At 64.6% G+C, this 14,957-nt stretch carries 13 protein-coding genes and 1 tRNA gene; 6 read left to right on the plus strand and 8 right to left on the minus strand.

Features of this window, described 5'->3' with window-relative positions:
- Position 1: 1 nt before the first annotated feature.
- Positions 2-1,618 (plus strand): ABC transporter ATP-binding protein, encoded by a 1,617-nt coding sequence (locus FJ957_RS10000; RefSeq protein WP_140830925.1) that lies wholly within the window; start codon positions 2-4, stop codon positions 1,616-1,618.
- Between the two features lie 25 nt (positions 1,619-1,643).
- Here the strand turns inward: FJ957_RS10000 and FJ957_RS10005 are convergent, their stop codons facing one another.
- Positions 1,644-1,979, minus strand: a complete 336-nt coding sequence (locus FJ957_RS10005; protein ID WP_140830926.1) for a hypothetical protein — start codon at positions 1,977-1,979, stop codon at positions 1,644-1,646.
- Between the two features lie 213 nt (positions 1,980-2,192).
- Here FJ957_RS10005 and FJ957_RS10010 point away from each other — a divergent pair, with 213 nt between their 5' ends.
- Together FJ957_RS10010 and FJ957_RS10015 are read left to right on the plus strand one after the other, a co-directional pair.
- Positions 2,193-2,486 (plus strand): type II toxin-antitoxin system ParD family antitoxin, encoded by a 294-nt coding sequence (locus FJ957_RS10010; RefSeq protein WP_140643434.1) that lies wholly within the window; start codon positions 2,193-2,195, stop codon positions 2,484-2,486.
- A complete protein-coding gene (locus tag FJ957_RS10015; protein ID WP_348642557.1) occupies positions 2,437-2,856 on the plus strand; it encodes a type II toxin-antitoxin system RelE/ParE family toxin in 420 nt (139 codons plus the stop codon). Before FJ957_RS10010 ends, FJ957_RS10015 begins: the two co-directional genes overlap by 50 nt.
- A 59-nt stretch (positions 2,857-2,915) precedes the next feature.
- Here the strand turns inward: FJ957_RS10015 and FJ957_RS10020 are convergent.
- Positions 2,916-2,992, minus strand: a tRNA-Pro gene (locus tag FJ957_RS10020).
- Positions 2,993-3,182: 190 nt separating this feature from the next.
- On the opposite strand from FJ957_RS10020, the gene FJ957_RS10025 reads away from it, so the two are divergent.
- Positions 3,183-5,420, plus strand: a complete 2,238-nt coding sequence (locus FJ957_RS10025; protein ID WP_140830928.1) for an AGE family epimerase/isomerase — start codon at positions 3,183-3,185, stop codon at positions 5,418-5,420.
- 29 nt (positions 5,421-5,449) lie between these two features.
- Here FJ957_RS10025 and FJ957_RS10030 read toward each other — a convergent pair whose 3' ends face one another.
- The 6 genes from FJ957_RS10030 to betI form a co-directional block, all read right to left on the minus strand.
- The gene (locus tag FJ957_RS10030) at positions 5,450-6,154 is read right to left on the minus strand and encodes a YoaK family protein (protein WP_140830930.1); all 705 of its coding nucleotides are present in this window, start codon (positions 6,152-6,154) and stop codon (positions 5,450-5,452) included.
- A gap of 94 nt (positions 6,155-6,248) precedes the next feature.
- A complete protein-coding gene (gene betB / locus FJ957_RS10035) occupies positions 6,249-7,712 on the minus strand; it encodes a betaine-aldehyde dehydrogenase (RefSeq protein WP_140830932.1) in 1,464 nt (487 codons plus the stop codon).
- Positions 7,713-7,761: 49 nt separating this feature from the next.
- Positions 7,762-9,414, minus strand: coding sequence for a choline dehydrogenase (gene betA / locus FJ957_RS10040; protein ID WP_140830934.1), 1,653 nt, complete (start codon positions 9,412-9,414; stop codon positions 7,762-7,764).
- Entirely contained in the window at positions 9,407-10,411 is a 1,005-nt protein-coding gene (locus FJ957_RS10045) for a threonine/serine dehydratase (RefSeq protein WP_181180537.1), read from the minus strand. Before FJ957_RS10045 ends, betA begins: the two co-directional genes overlap by 8 nt.
- On the minus strand, positions 10,408-11,937 hold the full coding sequence (betC, locus tag FJ957_RS10050; protein WP_140830936.1) for a choline-sulfatase: 1,530 nt from the start codon (positions 11,935-11,937) through the stop codon (positions 10,408-10,410). Before betC ends, FJ957_RS10045 begins: the two co-directional genes overlap by 4 nt.
- A complete protein-coding gene (gene betI / locus FJ957_RS10055) occupies positions 11,934-12,524 on the minus strand; it encodes a transcriptional regulator BetI (protein WP_140643450.1) in 591 nt (196 codons plus the stop codon). Before betI ends, betC begins: the two co-directional genes overlap by 4 nt.
- 189 nt (positions 12,525-12,713) lie before the next feature.
- Here betI and FJ957_RS10060 point away from each other — a divergent pair, with 189 nt between their 5' ends.
- Positions 12,714-13,880: an acetyl-CoA acetyltransferase gene (locus tag FJ957_RS10060; RefSeq protein ID WP_140830937.1), complete on the plus strand. Its 1,167-nt coding sequence runs from the start codon at positions 12,714-12,716 to the stop codon at positions 13,878-13,880.
- 53 nt (positions 13,881-13,933) lie between these two features.
- Entirely contained in the window at positions 13,934-14,938 is a 1,005-nt protein-coding gene (locus tag FJ957_RS10065) for an asparaginase (RefSeq protein ID WP_140830939.1), read from the plus strand.
- Positions 14,939-14,957 lie beyond the last annotated feature (19 nt).

Here is a 14,957-nt window from a genome sequence, read left to right on the forward strand (position 1 = left end):
CATGGCCACCGAAACGATCCTCAGCGTCAAGGACTTGCGCGTCCGCTTCCAGACCCTCGACGGCACGGTCGAGGCGGTCAAGGGCATCAACATCAACGTCAATGCCGGCGAGACGGTCGCCGTCGTCGGCGAATCCGGCTCCGGCAAGAGCCAGACGATGATGGCGGCGATGAGCCTGCTTTCCTCCAATGGCGAGGCGACGGGCCATGTCGATTATCGCGGCCGGAACCTTCTGGCCATGTCGAAGAGCGAGCTGAACCAGGTGCGCGGCCGCAAGATCAGCATGATCTTCCAGGAGCCGATGACCTCGCTCGACCCGCTCTACACCATCGGCAACCAGCTGATCGAGCCGATCCGCCGGCATCGCGGGCTTGCCGCCGCGGCCGCACGGGAGGAAGCGCTGAAGCTTTTGCGGCTGGTGCACATCCCCGATCCCGAACGGCGGATGAAATCCTATCCGCACGAGATGTCGGGTGGCCAGCGCCAGCGCGTCATGATCGCCATGGCTCTGGCCAACGACCCCGACATCCTGATCGCCGACGAGCCGACGACGGCGCTCGACGTCACCATCCAGGCGCAGATCCTGACACTGCTTGCCGAGCTGCAGCGCAAGCTCGGCATGGCCATCGTCTTCATCACGCACGACCTCGGCATCGTGCGGCGATTCGCCGACCGCGTCTATGTCATGCGCCAGGGCGAGGTGGTGGAGGAGGGCGCGGCGGAAGCGCTCTTCGCCAACCCGCAGCATGGCTACACCAAGATGCTGCTCGCGGCCGAGCCGACCGGCACCAAGGCGGCGCCGCCGGCCAATTCGCCGGTGCTGCTCGAAGGCCGCAACGTTGAGGTGGTGTTCAAGATCGGAGGCGGCTTCTTCGGCGGCGAGCCGCTGATGCTGCGAGCGGTGGACAGGATCTCGGTCCGGCTGAAGCGCAACCAGACGATCGGCATCGTCGGCGAGTCCGGTTCCGGCAAGTCGACGCTCGGCCGCGCGCTGCTCAGGCTCTTGCCCAGCGACGGCGTCATCCGCTTCGGCGACCGCGATATTTCCGAGGCCGACCGCCAGGCGATGCGGCCGCTCAGGCGCGAATTGCAGCTCGTCTTCCAGGATCCGTTCGGTTCGCTGTCGCCGCGCATGACCGTCGGTCAGATCGTTACCGAGGGCCTTTTGGTGCACGAGCCCTCGCTCACCGGCAAGCAGCGCGACCAGCGCGCCGTCGAGGCGCTGCGCGAGGTCGGCCTCGATCCCAACGCGCGCAACCGCTACCCGCACGAATTCTCCGGCGGCCAGCGCCAGCGCATCGCCATTGCCCGCGCCATGATCCTGAAGCCGAAAGTGGTGGTGCTGGACGAACCGACCTCGGCGCTCGACCGCTCCGTGCAGAAGCAGATCGTCGAACTGTTGCGCAAGCTGCAGGCCGATCACGAGCTGTCCTATCTCTTCATCAGCCACGACCTCGCGGTGGTGCGCGCCATGGCCGACTACATCATCGTCATGAAACAGGGAAAGATCGTCGAGGAGGGCCCGACGCAAGAGATCTTCGACAATCCGCGCGAAGCCTACACGCAGACGCTGATGAACGCGGCGATCGATTCGACAAAGTTCCGCATGAGCGCTTGAAGCCGGGCAGTTTGGCCTCGCTCGCTCACTGCGAGGATGGGCACCTCTGCCTCCGCGTGGCGACGATCGCCTGCTGCTGTTGGTGCAGCCTGTCGATCCGGGCGGTTTCGCGATTGGCCACCACTGTCTTCACGCGCTCGCCGCCGAGCAGCCACGTCGGCACGCTCGTGTTGGCCACCTTGCCGCGGGCTATTGCGGTCCGTGAAATATCGGTGGCGGTGTCGCCGACTGCATTATTGAGTTCGGGGCAGTTCATTTTGTCGTATTTCGCCGGGCTGATCGACGCCGTGGTCGATGAACAGCCGGCCGCGAACAGGAGGAACACGAGTGTCGGTGCAATGGCCGTCGGCGTGAACTTCATACTCTCAACCCTGGTTCGCCGTCTTACAGTTCCCGCGCATCTCGAAAGCATAGCGGGTCGCCATTAGGCCAAACTGAGAAACTGTTGTCGAGCGTTGCCGCGCGATTCTGTTTCGAAGGTCAGGCCATCCTTCGACGGCACTGACCGCAATAAGTATTGGCATAATATGCCATGTCCCTGTATCGTGCCTGTTGAATTGGAGCTGATATCGCAATGCCGACACGCAATGTTGTCCTGACGGAACACCTCGAAGAGGTGATCGACCGGTTGGTGAAAACCGGGCGTTATCAGAACGCGAGCGAGGTGTTGCGTGACGGCTTGCGGCTGGTCGAGCAGCGCGAGGCGAGGGAGAAGGCAAAGCTCGCTGCGCTCAGGGAGGCCGCCAACATCGGCTTCCACGACATCGAACAAGGCCGTTTCGAGGATGTTACTGAAGACGGCGTCGAAAAATTTATGGATGGCCTGGGGCAACAGGCAAGCTTACGCGCGAAAAAAACCGGCTTGTAAGGCCATGGTCCTATACCGGCTTTCCGCGGCCGCGAAGGAAGACATCGTTCAAATACTCGCCTACACGGAAGTCAATTTCGGCGAGATTGCGCGTATTCGCTACCAACGGCTGCTGATGGTCGCCCTGCGCGACATTGTCGCCGATCCCCAACGGGCCGGCAGCATCGCCCGCGCGGAGCTGGGAAACATGATCCGCAGCTACCATCTGCGCCATAGTCGGGACCGCGCGCGGACCGAACATGGCATTGTGCTACGACCGCGCCATTTCCTGCTCTATCGGATGACGCTCCAGGTCATCGGAATTGGCCGCGTTCTCCACGACGCAATGGAACTACAGCGTCATCTGCCGGAGAGCTACGGCGACGATTGACGCCAGTCCTGATTTCAGGCGGGTAGCAATTTCGGGAAAAGCCAAGTGCTTGTTTTTTCTGGTCGGAGTGGCAGGATTTGAACCTGCGACCCCCTCGTCCCGAACGAGGTGCGCTACCAGACTGCGCTACACTCCGTGACCAGACCGCGGGCTTATAGCTGCCGCTTTCCGATCCTGCAAGCGGCAATGGCAGTCCTTCCGTCGCATTTCCTTTCTTTCGCGAAGCTTGCCCGAGTGGCATAGGATTGGCTGTGGGGTAAAGGTGGGCTTAAAGGCTTTTGTCGTAAGTCCGGCCCATCGGAGCCAGACTTTTGACAGGGTCGTTCATGAGCCAGCGCATCGTCAGTTTCGTCATGAGCGGTGGCATCGGCTCGCGGCTGTGGCCGCTATCGCGCGAGGACAATCCCAAGCAGTTCCACGACTTCTCGGGCGACGGCTCGATGCTGGCCAAGACCTTGCGCCGGCTGGCGGCGCGCCCGCAAGGCGAGACGCCGATTTTCCTGATCGCCGCGGAACGTCACGCCGACCGCGTCCATGCCGACCTTGCCGGTCTCGATCTTGCCGGCGGCGGACCGCTGTTCGAGCCGACAGGCCGCAACACAGCCGCCGCCGTTGCGCTGGCCTGCCTGCGCACGCTCTCCGAATATGGCGACGAGCTGGTGCTGGTGGTGCCGTCCGACCACGAAATATCGACGCCTGGCCAGTTCTGGCAAAGCATCGAGGCGGGCGCCGGCGCGGCAAATGCCGGTCGGCTCGTTGTGTTCGGCCTGAAACCGACACAGCCCGAGACCGGCTATGGCTATATCGAGGTCGAGGCCGGCAAGCACGGCGTCTTCGACGTCTCGCGCTTCGTCGAGAAGCCGGATCTCGCCACCGCGCAGGCCTATCTGGACGCCGGCAGCTTTTACTGGAACACCGGCATCTTCCTGTTCCGTGCCGGCGCCATGCGCGACGCTTTCGCGGCCCATGAACCGAAAATCTGGCAGGCGACGGACGCCGCCTACAAGGCTGCGACCAGCGATCTGTCCGGCCTCTATATGCCGCTGGAACTCTATTCCGCGATCCCGTCGACCTCGATCGACTACGCCATCATGGAACGCGCGAAAGACATCGCCATGGTGCCGGCCGGCTTCCGCTGGAACGATCTCGGTTCATGGCAGTCGCTGCTCGATGTCGGCCCGTCCGATGGGCAGGGCAACGTCATCGTCGGAGACGTCGTCGCCATAGATTGCGAGAATTCCTATATCCGCAGCGAGGGTCGCCTGCTGTCGGCCATCGGTATGAAGGACGTGGCGATCGTCTCCACCGCCGACGCCACTTTCGTCGCGCCGGTCAGCCACAGCCAGCACGTCAAGAAGATCGTCGAGCAGTTGGAGAAATCCGGTCGGCTCGAGACCAGGTTCACGCCGGCGCATGACCGCGTCATCGAGAGCGGCGCCTGGCGGCGGCGCGTGCGCCACTGGCTGTTCGAGGAGACGCTGCCGCTATGGTCTACCATTGGCGTCGACGAGCGCCATGGCGGCTTCCACGAGGCGCTGGGCTTCGACGCCTCGCCGCTGATGAAACCCAAGCGCATGCGCACGCAGGCGCGTCAGGTCTATGCTTTCGCGGTCGCCAAGGAGCGCGGCTGGGACGGCCCGGCGGACACGCTGATTGCGCACGGCATCGACTTCATGGCGGGTCAGGGCCGCACCGACAAAGGCGGCTGGGTGCGCACGCTCAACATCGACGGCTCGGTCGCCGATCCGGTCGAGGATGCCTACGACCATTCCTGCGTGCTTCTGGCGCTTGCCCACGCCCATATGTCAGGCCATCCCGATGCGTTGCGGCTCGGCGAGGAGACGTTCGCCTTCCTCGACGCGCATCTGGAAGATGCCCGCATGACCGGCTTTCTGGAAACCTCCCATGGCGAGGGCGAGCGCCGCTCCAACCCGCACATGCATCTGCTCGAAGCCTTCCTTGCCTGGCACCGGGCGACCGGAGACCGCGCCTATCTGCGCCGCGCCGCGCGCATCATCGATCTTTTCCGCAGCCATTTCTTCGACACGGAAAGCTGGACGTTGGGCGAATATTTCGACGCCGGCTGGAAGCCCGCCGCCGGCGACAAGGGCGCCTGGACCGAGCCCGGCCATCATTTCGAATGGGCCTCGCTGCTCATCGATTTCGCCGCCCGCAGCGGCCAGACGGAGCTCGGCGGCTTCGCCAGGAAACTCTATGCCTCGGCGATCGCCAACGGCCTCAATCGCGCCACCGGCCTTGCCTATGGCGCCGTCTCGCGCCAGGGCCTGCCGCTCGACACGGTCTCGCGCAGCTGGCCGCAGGCCGAAGCGGTGAAGGCGGCGATCGCGCTCGACGGTTCGGGCGGCCCGGATCTCAAGCCGGAGATCGAGGCGCGCGTCGGCCGGCTGTTCCGCTGGCACATCGACCCGGCGCCGCTGGGCTTGTGGATCGACCGCATCGACGAACGCGGCCGCTCACTGGCGACCGACGTGCCGGCCAGTATCTTCTACCATCTGGTCTATGCGCTGACGCAGTATCTGGATGGCACCAGCGATAAGTCGTAGGCCGTTTGCCCCATGCTCGGACCTTGACGTCACGGCGCGGTGGCGGGTGCGCTTTCCTGCATGACAAGGGGCACGATCGCAACGATCGGCGGCAGCGCAAAACACCACATTCCGACTTGTGAATAGAGCAAAGCGGCTGTCCCACATCCCAGCGCGAAAACGAACACGGCGGCCGACATTCGCGCCAAGCGCGATCGGGACGCGGCCTCGCTCTCGGGCAGTGCGCCGTGGATGAGATCGGCGAGGTCGAGCATGATCTGGGTCGTGGTGCCCGTCATCAGCGTCGACGGCGGCGCACTGGGAAGATGGACGCGATGCGCGGCATTCTGCACCGCCATGGCCGAAACCAGCACCATGCCGGTGACGATGGCGGCCCAGCTGTTTCCGTCGGGGAACGGGCCAAGGCGGATTGCCAGGATCGCACCTGCCGTCAGCAGCAACAGTTTGATTGCCAACAATGACCGGAAGACCGGCAGCTTCCGGCTGTGTAACGGATACGATAGAAGTCGGCTAAGGATAACCATGAAGCAGAAGACCGGCAAAGCCAGAAGTTTTGCAAAGGCGCCTGACGTGCCAAGCGCCAGCGAAGCGCCGAGCGTGACGAAATTGCCGGTGACATGCGCCGTGAACAGTCCCTGCAGCGCCAGGAAGCCCGCGGTATCGACATAGCCTCCATTGAAGCTAAGCAGCAGCGGCAGCGTGGCCGCCTTGTTGTCCTTGGCTTCGCCCGCCATTTTCGCTTCCTCGATTGCCCCCGTCAGAAAACCTACGGCAAGCCGGCAGCAAGGAGAACTGCCTTCTCGGCAAATCGCGCCCTTCAGCAGAGGCTCAGTAGGGGGCCACTACATCTCCCGTCTCGACATAGACGGACTTCAATTGCGAGTAATGCGCCAGCGCGGCCAGCGAATTCTCCCGCCCTATGCCGGACTGCTTGACGCCGCCGAACGGCATTTCCACGGGCGTCAGATTGTAGGCGTTGATCCAGCAAGTGCCGGCCTGCAACTCGGCGATCACCCGATGCGCGCGCGGCAGGTCGCGCGTGAACACGCCGGCGGCCAGCCCGAATTCGGTGTCGTTGGCGCGCTCGATCACCTCGTCCTCGCCGTGGAATTTGAGCACGCTCATCACCGGCCCGAATATCTCCTCGCGCGCGATGCGCATGGTGTCGGTGACGCCTGAAAACACCGTCGGCTCGATGAAGAAGCCGCCGTCGAAACCCTGCAGTGACGGCACGTTGCCGCCGCAGGCGAGGCTGGCCCCTTCCTGCTTGCCGGCTTCGATATAGGAGACGACCTTGTCCTGCTGCGCCCTGTTGACCAGCGGCCCCATCTGCGTTTCGGGATCGAGCGGATCGCCGATGCGGATCTTTTTCGTCCGCTCGACCAGCCGCTCGACGAAACGGTCGTGGACGCCGCTCTGCACGAAGACGCGTGTGCCGTTGGAGCAGATCTGCCCGGTCGAGTAAAAATTGCCGAGCATGGCGCCGCCGATGGCGTTCTCGAGATCGGCGTCGTCGAAGACGATCAGCGGCGACTTGCCGCCGAGCTCCATCGTCGCGTGCTTCATCTTCGAGCCGGCAAGCGACAGCACCTTGCGGCCGGTCGGCACCGAGCCGGTCACCGAGACCTTTGCCACGACATCATGATCGACGAGGCCGGCGCCGACATCGCCGTAACCCTGCACGACATTGAACAGCCCGTCCGGCAGTCCAGCCTCCGAGTAGATTTCGGCCAGCGCCAGCGCCGAAAGCGGGGTGTTTTCCGACGGCTTGAACACCATGGCATTGCCCATGGCCAAAGCCGGCGCCGATTTCCAGCCGGCGATCTGGATCGGATAATTCCAGGCGCCGATGCCGACGCACACGCCGAGCGGTTCGCGCCGCGTGTAGGCGAAGGGTCCGCCGAGATCGATCATCTCGCCGTTGAAGGCGGCGACCGCGCCGGCGAAATATTCCAGGCAGTCGGCGGCCGACGGAGCGTCGGCCACCAGCGTTTCCTGGATCGCCTTGCCGGTGTCCAGCGTCTCGATGCGGGCGAGATCGGCATTGCGCGCCCGCAGGATGTCGGCGGCGCGGCGCAGGATGCGGCCGCGCTCGACCGGCTTCAGCCGCGCCCAGGCGGGCTGCGCGGCGCGTGCGGCCTCGATGGCGAGTTCCAGCACGTTGGGCGTCGCCGAATGCAACGTGGCGATGGTCTCGCCCGTCGCCGGATAGATCACGGGCAGTGGCGCGCCGCCTTCGTCCTCGATGTAGCGGCCGTTGACGTAATGCGATGCCGTGGGTTGGGCGCGCATGGCTTTCTCCAAGTCTGTTCGCCGAGCGGGCGGTTCGCGCGACAATGCCCTATCGGTCCGCCACCTGCCAGCGCGGATTGATCCACGGTTCCTGGTTGGATGGCGCCAGCGGCGTGCGGCCGAGGATGTGGTCGGAGGCCTTTTCGCCGGTCATAATCGATGGCGCGTTGAGATTGCCGTTTGTCACCCGTGGAAAAATCGAGGAGTCGGCGACGCGCAGCCCCTCGACGCCGATCACCCGGCATTCCGGATCGACGACGGCGGTCAGATCGTCGGCGCGGCCCATCCTGCAGGTGCCGCAGGGATGATAGGCGCTCTCGGCATGGTCGCGGATGAAGGCGTCGAGTTCGTCATCCGATTGCACATGGCTGCCCGGCGAAATCTCCTTGCCACGAAAGCCGTCGAAGGCTTTCTGGCCAAAAATCTCGCGCGTCAGCCGGATGCAGTGGCGGAATTCGCTCCAGTCGTCCGGATGCGACATATAGTTGAAGCGGATCACCGGCTTCGTCTTCGGATCTGGCGAGCGCAGGCTCACCGAACCGCGCGACTTCGAGCGCATCGGCCCGACATGCGCCTGGAAGCCATGCGACTTCGCCGCCGACTTGCCGTCATAGCGCACCGCCGCCGGGATGAAGTGGTATTGGATGTCCGGGTAGTCCACACCGGCTTGCGAGCGCACGAAGGCCGCCGCCTCGAAATGGTTGGTGGCGCCAAGCCCGGTCTTGAAGAACAGCCACTGCGCGCCGATCAATGCCTTGGAGAAAGGATTGAGCACCGAGTTCAGCGTGATCGGCTTGGTCGATTCCTGCTGGATGTAGAGTTCCAGATGATCCTGCAGATTTGCGCCGACGCCCGGCCGGTCGGCAATCACCTGGACGCCGTTTTCCTTGAGATGCGCGCCCGGGCCGATGCCGGACAGCATCAGGATCTTCGGCGAATTGACCGACGATGCCGCGACGATCACCTCACGCCGCGCCTTAACGACCTGAATCTGTTTGTTAGCTTCGATCTCGACGCCGATCGCGCGTTGATTCTCGATCACCACGCGTCGGGCGAAGCCTTTGATCAGACTCACATTCCTGCGTTTGAGAGCTGGCTTCAGATAGGCGTTCGCCGCCGACCAGCGGCGGCCTCCAAGAATGGTCTGCTCCATCGGTCCGAAGCCTTCCTGCTTGGAGCCGTTATAGTCATCGGTGAGCTCGAAACCGGCTTGGCGGCCGGCCTCGACGAAGGCGCCGTAGAGCGGATTTTTCCGCGTGCCGCGCTGCACATGCAGCGGTCCGCTTTTGCCCCGCCAGCCATCCTCGCCGCCATCGGAATCCTCCATGCGCTTGAAATAGGGGAGCACGTCGGCGAAGGCCCAGCCGGCAGCACCCTGTTCGGCCCAGTGGTCGAAGTCATGCGCATGTCCACGCACATAGACCATGCCGTTGATCGAGGAGGAACCGCCGAGCACCTTGCCGCGCGGCGTGGCGAGCACGCGCCCGCCGAGATGCGGCTCCGGTTCGCTGGCGAAACCCCAGTCGTAGAGGCTCATATTGAGTGGGATCGACAGCGCCGACGGCATCTGGATCAGCGGCCCCATGTCGGTGCCGCCGAACTCGATGACGATCACCGAGTGCTTGCCGTCTTCCGACAGCCGGTAGGCCATGGCCGAGCCGGCGGAGCCGGAGCCGATGATGACGAAATCCGCTTCAAGCATTGTTCATATGCGCCATAAAGTCGGCGAGCGAGACATTGCCGCCGGTTGCAACCACGAGGACAGTTTTGCCCTTCACATCCACCTTGCCGCCGAGCAGCGCCGCCAGCGATGCCGCGCCCGACGGCTCCAGCACCAGCTTCATCCGCTCGAAGGCGATCTTCATCGCGCGCCGCACCGAGGCATCGTCGACAGTGACGCCGCGCACGCCGGCGGCGCTCACCGCCGCGAAGGGCGCGTCGCCTGGCTTGCGCGCCATCAGCCCGTCGCAGATCGATTTCGGTCCGATCGGCATCGTTTCGATAGCGCCATGCGCAAGTGAAGAGCCCATGCCATTGAAACCTTCCGGCTCGACCGCGATGATCTCGGTACCGGGCGACACATAGTGGAAGGCGAGCGAAACGCCGCCGATCAGGCCGCCGCCGCCGACCGAGCAGAACACCAGGTCGGCATGCGCCTTCTCCATCGCCAACTGTTCCAGCGCCTCCAGCCCGGCGCCGGCCTGGCCCGCGACGATCTCCGGGTCGTCGAAGGGATGCAGCAAGGTGAGATGCTCGGTCTCGGCGATCTCACGCGCCTTGGCGGCGGCGACCTCCTCGCGGGCGCGGTCGCCATGATCGGTCAGCACCACGCGCGCGCCATAACCGGCCGTCGCGTCACGCTTGGCGGCCGGCGCGTCGATCGGCATGACGATGGTGACCGGAATGCCCAGCGCCTGGCCGGCGGCCGCCAGCCCCTGCGCGAGATTGCCGGAGGAATACGCCACCACGCCCTTCTTCCCTTCACCCGCCGAAAGCCGGTTCAGCCGCCAATAGGCGCCGCGCACCTTGAAGGAGCCGGCCCATTGCAGCGATTCCGGCTTGACGAAGACGCGCGCGGCGCCGGTCTCCTTGGCCAAGGCCGCCGACTCCAAAAGCGGTGTCACCTGCGTGGCCGTCGAGGTGACGGCATAGGCCTGCCTCAGATGATCGAGGGTAGGGATGAGAATGTCTGCCATCATTCGCCTCTCGGATACCGTTTGCTCTCTTCGAGATTGTCGAGGTTCATGTGATTGCGCATGTAGCGTTCCGATGCCTTCTGCAGCGGCTGGAACTCCCATGGGTAGTAAGCGCCGTTGCGCAGCGCCGGATAGACGACCCAGCGGCGCGCTTGGCTTTCGCGCACAGCGGCGTCGAAGCTTGCCATATCCCAGCGGCCACGGATCTTTTCCATGAAGGTCGAGACCAGATCGGCGTAGGCCGGGTTGGTCGCGAGATTATCGAGCTCGCGCGGATCGGCATCGAGGTCGAAGAGTTGCGGCGGATCGAGCTCGCAATGGACGAATTTGTATTTGCCCTCGCGGATCGCCACCATGGGCGCGGAGGAGCCTTCGGCCGCATATTCCATCAGCACCGGCGCCGAGCGCTGCTCGCCGCCGGCAAGCGGCAGCAGCGACTGGCCGTCCGTCCAAGGCGCGATCCCGCTCATATCGATGCCGGCGAGGTCGCAGAGCGTCGGCGTCACGTCGAGATTGGAGACAGGCGCCTGGGTCAGCCCGGCCTTGATGCCCTTGCCGGCCATCATCAGGGGCACCCGCGCCGCGCCTTCATAGAAGCACATCTTGAACCACAAGCCGCGCTCGCCCAGCATGTCGCCATGGTCGGAGCAGAACATCACGATCGTGTCGTCGGCCATACGGGTGCGCTCCAGCACCGACAGCAATTCGCCGACCTTGTCGTCGAGATAGGAGATGTTGGCGAAATAGCCGCGCCGCGAGCGGCGCACCTGCTCCGGCGTGATGTCGAAGCTGTCGTAATCCGATGCCTTGTAGAGCCGCTTCGAATGCGGATCCTGGCAGTCATAGGGGATGAAACCCACCTCCGGCTCCAGCGCCGGGCAATCCTCGTAAAGGTCCCAGTATTTGCGCCGCGCGACATAGGGGTCGTGCGGATGGGTGAAGGAAATGGTCAGGCACCAGGGGCGACGTCCGGCGTCGTCGGAAACACGGGCAAACTCATAGAGCTTTTGCGTCGCGTGGAACGCGACCTCATCGTCATATTCCATCTGGTTGGTGATCTCGGCGACGCCGGCGCCGGTCACCGAACCCAGATTGTGGTACCACCAATCGATGCGCTCGTCGGGCTTGCGGTAGTCCGGTGTCCAGCCGAAATCGGCCGGGTAGATGTCGGTGGTGAGCCGCTCCTCGAATCCGTGCAACTGGTCCGGTCCGACGAAATGCATCTTGCCGGAGAGCACCGTGTGATAGCCGGCGCTGCGCAAATGATGCGCGTAGGTCGGGATCGAGGACGCGAACTCCGCGGCGTTGTCATAGACCTGGGTGCGCGACGGCAGTTGCCCGCTCATGAACGAGGCGCGGCCCGGGGCGCAGAGCGGCGATGCGGTGTAGTTGTTGGCAAAGCGCGCCGAGCGCGCGGCAAGCGCCTTCAGGTGCGGCGCATGCAGGAAGTCCGCCGGCCCGTCGGGAAAGAGCGTGCCGTTGAGCTGATCGACCATGACGATCAGGAAATTGGGTCGCCGGGTGGTCAAGGCAGGCTCCGTCCATTGAGCTTGGTTTCGAGATAGTCTTCCACGAGCGCGATCGCGGTCTGCGCATCCGGCACGCCGTCCTTCAGCGCGCGGCGGATATAGAGCCCGTCGATCAGCGCCGCGGTCGCTTCCGCCACGCGGTCGGCCTCGGCCCGGGGCAGGATGCCGGTCAGCCCGCTCATCAGGTTGGAATGCAGCCGCCGCGCATAGATGCGCAGAAGCCGCCGCAGGTCCGAGGACTTCTGCGCCTCGACATAGAAGGCGAGCCAGGCGGCTATGATCTGAGGCTGGAACTGGTCGTCGGAAAAGCTGACGGCGACGACGGCCAAGACGCGCTGGCGCGGCGTCACCGCAAGGCCGAACGCGCGCCTTGTGTCGGCGTTGAGTTCGGCAAGGATGTGCCGCATCGTCGCGAACAGCAGTTCGTCCTTGGCGCCGAAATAGTGATGCGCCAGCGCCGACGACACGCCGGCGCGGCCGGCGATCTCCGACATCGTCACGTCCAGCGATCCGCGCTCGCCGATCGCCGAGATCGTCGCGTCGATCAGCGCCTTGCGGCGCACGGGCTCCATTCCGATTTTCGGCATTTTGGGGATCCGGTTCGAGCCGAGATTATTTTTTATTGACGCATCAATCAATAAAAAACTGGCGCTGGGATCAACCGATCGTGTCGTTCTGGACCATGGCATGGGGCTGGAAAACGGTTCATTGTTGAACAATATTGAATCACGTGCCGCGCGCGATCGTGCTAGGTTGCGGCGCAAATGGAGGTTGCCATGACCGCATGCATCGTCGGCTGGGCGCATTCGCGCTTCGGCAAGCTCGAAGGCGAGACGCTGGAGGGCCTGATCACCAAGGTTGCCGTCGAGGCCCTCGACCATGCCGGCATCGGTCCGGACGATGTCGACGAGATCGTCCTTGGCCACTTCAACGCCGGCTTCTCGCCGCAGGATTTTACCGCCAGCCTCGTGCTGCAGGCCGATGACCGGCTGCGCTTCAAGCCGGCGACGCGCGTCGAGAATGCCTGCGCCACAGGCTCGGCCGCCGTCCGGCAAGGCATCCGTGCCATCGACGCCAACGCCGCCCGCATCGTGCTGGTGGTCGGCGCCGAGCAGATGACGACCACGCCCGGCCCCGAGATCGGCAAGAACCTGCTCAAGGCATCCTATCTGCCTGAAGACGGCGAGACGCCTGCCGGCTTCGCCGGCGTCTTCGGCAAGATCGCGCAGGCCTATTTCCAGCGCTACGGCGACCAGTCCGATGCGCTGGCCATGATCGCCGCCAAGAACCACAAAAACGGCGTCGAAAACCCTTACGCCCAGATGCGCAAGGATTTCGGCTATGAGTTCTGCCGCCAGGAAAGCGAGAAGAACCCCTTCGTCGCCGGTCCGCTGAAGCGCACCGATTGCTCGCTGGTCTCGGACGGCGCGGCCGCACTTGTGCTCACCGACACCGCGACGGCGCTTAAGATGCGCCGGGCCGTGACCTTCCGCGCCAACGAGCATGTCCAGGACTTCCTGCCGATGTCCAAGCGCGACATCCTGTCCTTCGAGGGCTGCGAGCGTGCCTGGGAGCAGGCACTGAAAAAGGCCGGCGTCACGCTCGACGACCTCTCCTTCGTCGAGACGCATGACTGCTTCACCATCGCCGAATTGATCGAATACGAAGCGATGGGCCTGGCAAAGCCAGGCGAGGGCGCCAGACTGGCGCTGGACGGCTCGACGGCGAAGGACGGCCGCCTTCCGGTCAATCCGTCCGGCGGCCTGAAGGCCAAGGGCCATCCGATCGGCGCCACCGGTGTGTCGATGCATGTGCTGACCGCGATGCAACTGACCGGCGAAGCCGGGGGCATCCAGGTGCCGGGCGCCAAGCTCGGCGGCATCTTCAACATGGGGGGTGCTGCCGTCGCCAACTACGTTTCCATTCTCGACAGGATTCGCTAGAAGCGGCCCGCATTGAAGCGGCGCGCCCCTTGGGTGCGCGCGCGGGAGGCAACATGACAAATCCGGTTCTGGTCGAAGTCACGCGCGGCGCGGTGGTCGAAAGCAGGCACCGCGGCGCGGTTTCGGTCTTCGACGCCGACGGCAAGGCCGTCTGGGAGATCGGCGACACGGAACGCCCGGTGTTCCCGCGCTCCGCGGTAAAGGCGATTCAGGCATTGCCGCTGGTCGAATCAGGCGCTGCCGACGCCTTGGGTTTCGGCGACCGCGAGCTGGCGCTGGCCTGCGCCTCGCATTCGGGCGAGCCGGCCCATGTCGAGTTGGCCTCGGTGATGCTCGCCAGGGCCGGTCTCGACAAAACGGCGCTCGAATGCGGCGCGCATTGGCCATCGAGCCACGACGCCACCATCGCGCTCGCCCGCGCCGGCGGCGTGCCCAACGCTTTGCACAACAATTGCTCCGGCAAGCATTCCGGCTTCCTCTGCACCTGCGTCCATTCCGGCATCGCGCATGGCGGCTACGTCAAGGCTGGTCATGCGCTGCAGGAGATGGTGCGCGACGCCATGCAATCCGTGACGGGTGCGATGCACGACGTCGACCATTGCGGCACTGACGGCTGCTCGATCCCGACCTATGCCGTGCCGCTGAAGAGCTTTGCCCAGGGCTTTGCCCGCATGGCGACAGGCAGGGGCTTTTCGCCCGAACGCGCCAGGGCTGCGAAGCGGCTGATCTCGGCTTGCATGGCCGAGCCGTTCCTCGTCGCCGGAACCGGCAAGGCCGACGTCGCGCTGATGCAGGCCGCGCCGGGCCGCATCTTCGTCAAGACCGGCGCCGAAGGCGTCTATTGCGCGGCATTGCCCGAACTTGGCCTCGGCATCGCCTTGAAATGCGATGACGGCGCGGGCAGGGGGGCAGAGGCGATGATCGCCGCGGTGCTGGCGAAGCTGCTGCGCGGCGATGAATCGGTTGCGGCAAAGCTCACCGAGCTCGCCCATCCTCCGGTCGAAAGCCGCATCGGCGCCAAGGTCGGCTCGCTGCGGCCGACAGCGGCGCTAGCCTAGTGCATCCGCCCAATAACGC

It is taken from the genome of Mesorhizobium sp. B2-4-6 (assembly GCF_006442775.1).
Classification (GTDB): Bacteria; Pseudomonadota; Alphaproteobacteria; order Rhizobiales; family Rhizobiaceae; genus Mesorhizobium.

Bases quoted from the DNA above. Each gene is read 5' to 3' on its own strand.
- FJ957_RS10030 (WP_140830930.1), bottom strand. From the start codon at position 6,154: ATGGCGGGCGAAGCCAAGGACAACAAGGCGGCCACGCTGCCGCTGCTG.
- betI (WP_140643450.1), bottom strand. From the start codon at position 12,524: ATGCCGAAAATCGGAATGGAGCCCGTGCGCCGCAAGGCGCTGATCGAC.
- FJ957_RS10000 (WP_140830925.1), top strand. From the start codon at position 2: ATGGCCACCGAAACGATCCTCAGCGTCAAGGACTTGCGCGTCCGCTTC.
- FJ957_RS10005 (WP_140830926.1), bottom strand. From the start codon at position 1,979: ATGAAGTTCACGCCGACGGCCATTGCACCGACACTCGTGTTCCTCCTG.
- FJ957_RS10045 (WP_181180537.1), bottom strand. From the start codon at position 10,411: ATGATGGCAGACATTCTCATCCCTACCCTCGATCATCTGAGGCAGGCC.
- FJ957_RS10065 (WP_140830939.1), top strand. From the start codon at position 13,934: ATGACAAATCCGGTTCTGGTCGAAGTCACGCGCGGCGCGGTGGTCGAA.
- betA (WP_140830934.1), bottom strand. From the start codon at position 9,414: ATGCTTGAAGCGGATTTCGTCATCATCGGCTCCGGCTCCGCCGGCTCG.
- FJ957_RS10025 (WP_140830928.1), top strand. From the start codon at position 3,183: ATGAGCCAGCGCATCGTCAGTTTCGTCATGAGCGGTGGCATCGGCTCG.
- FJ957_RS10010 (WP_140643434.1), top strand. From the start codon at position 2,193: ATGCCGACACGCAATGTTGTCCTGACGGAACACCTCGAAGAGGTGATC.
- betB (WP_140830932.1), bottom strand. From the start codon at position 7,712: ATGCGCGCCCAACCCACGGCATCGCATTACGTCAACGGCCGCTACATC.
- FJ957_RS10015 (WP_348642557.1), top strand. From the start codon at position 2,437: ATGGCCTGGGGCAACAGGCAAGCTTACGCGCGAAAAAAACCGGCTTGT.
- FJ957_RS10060 (WP_140830937.1), top strand. From the start codon at position 12,714: ATGACCGCATGCATCGTCGGCTGGGCGCATTCGCGCTTCGGCAAGCTC.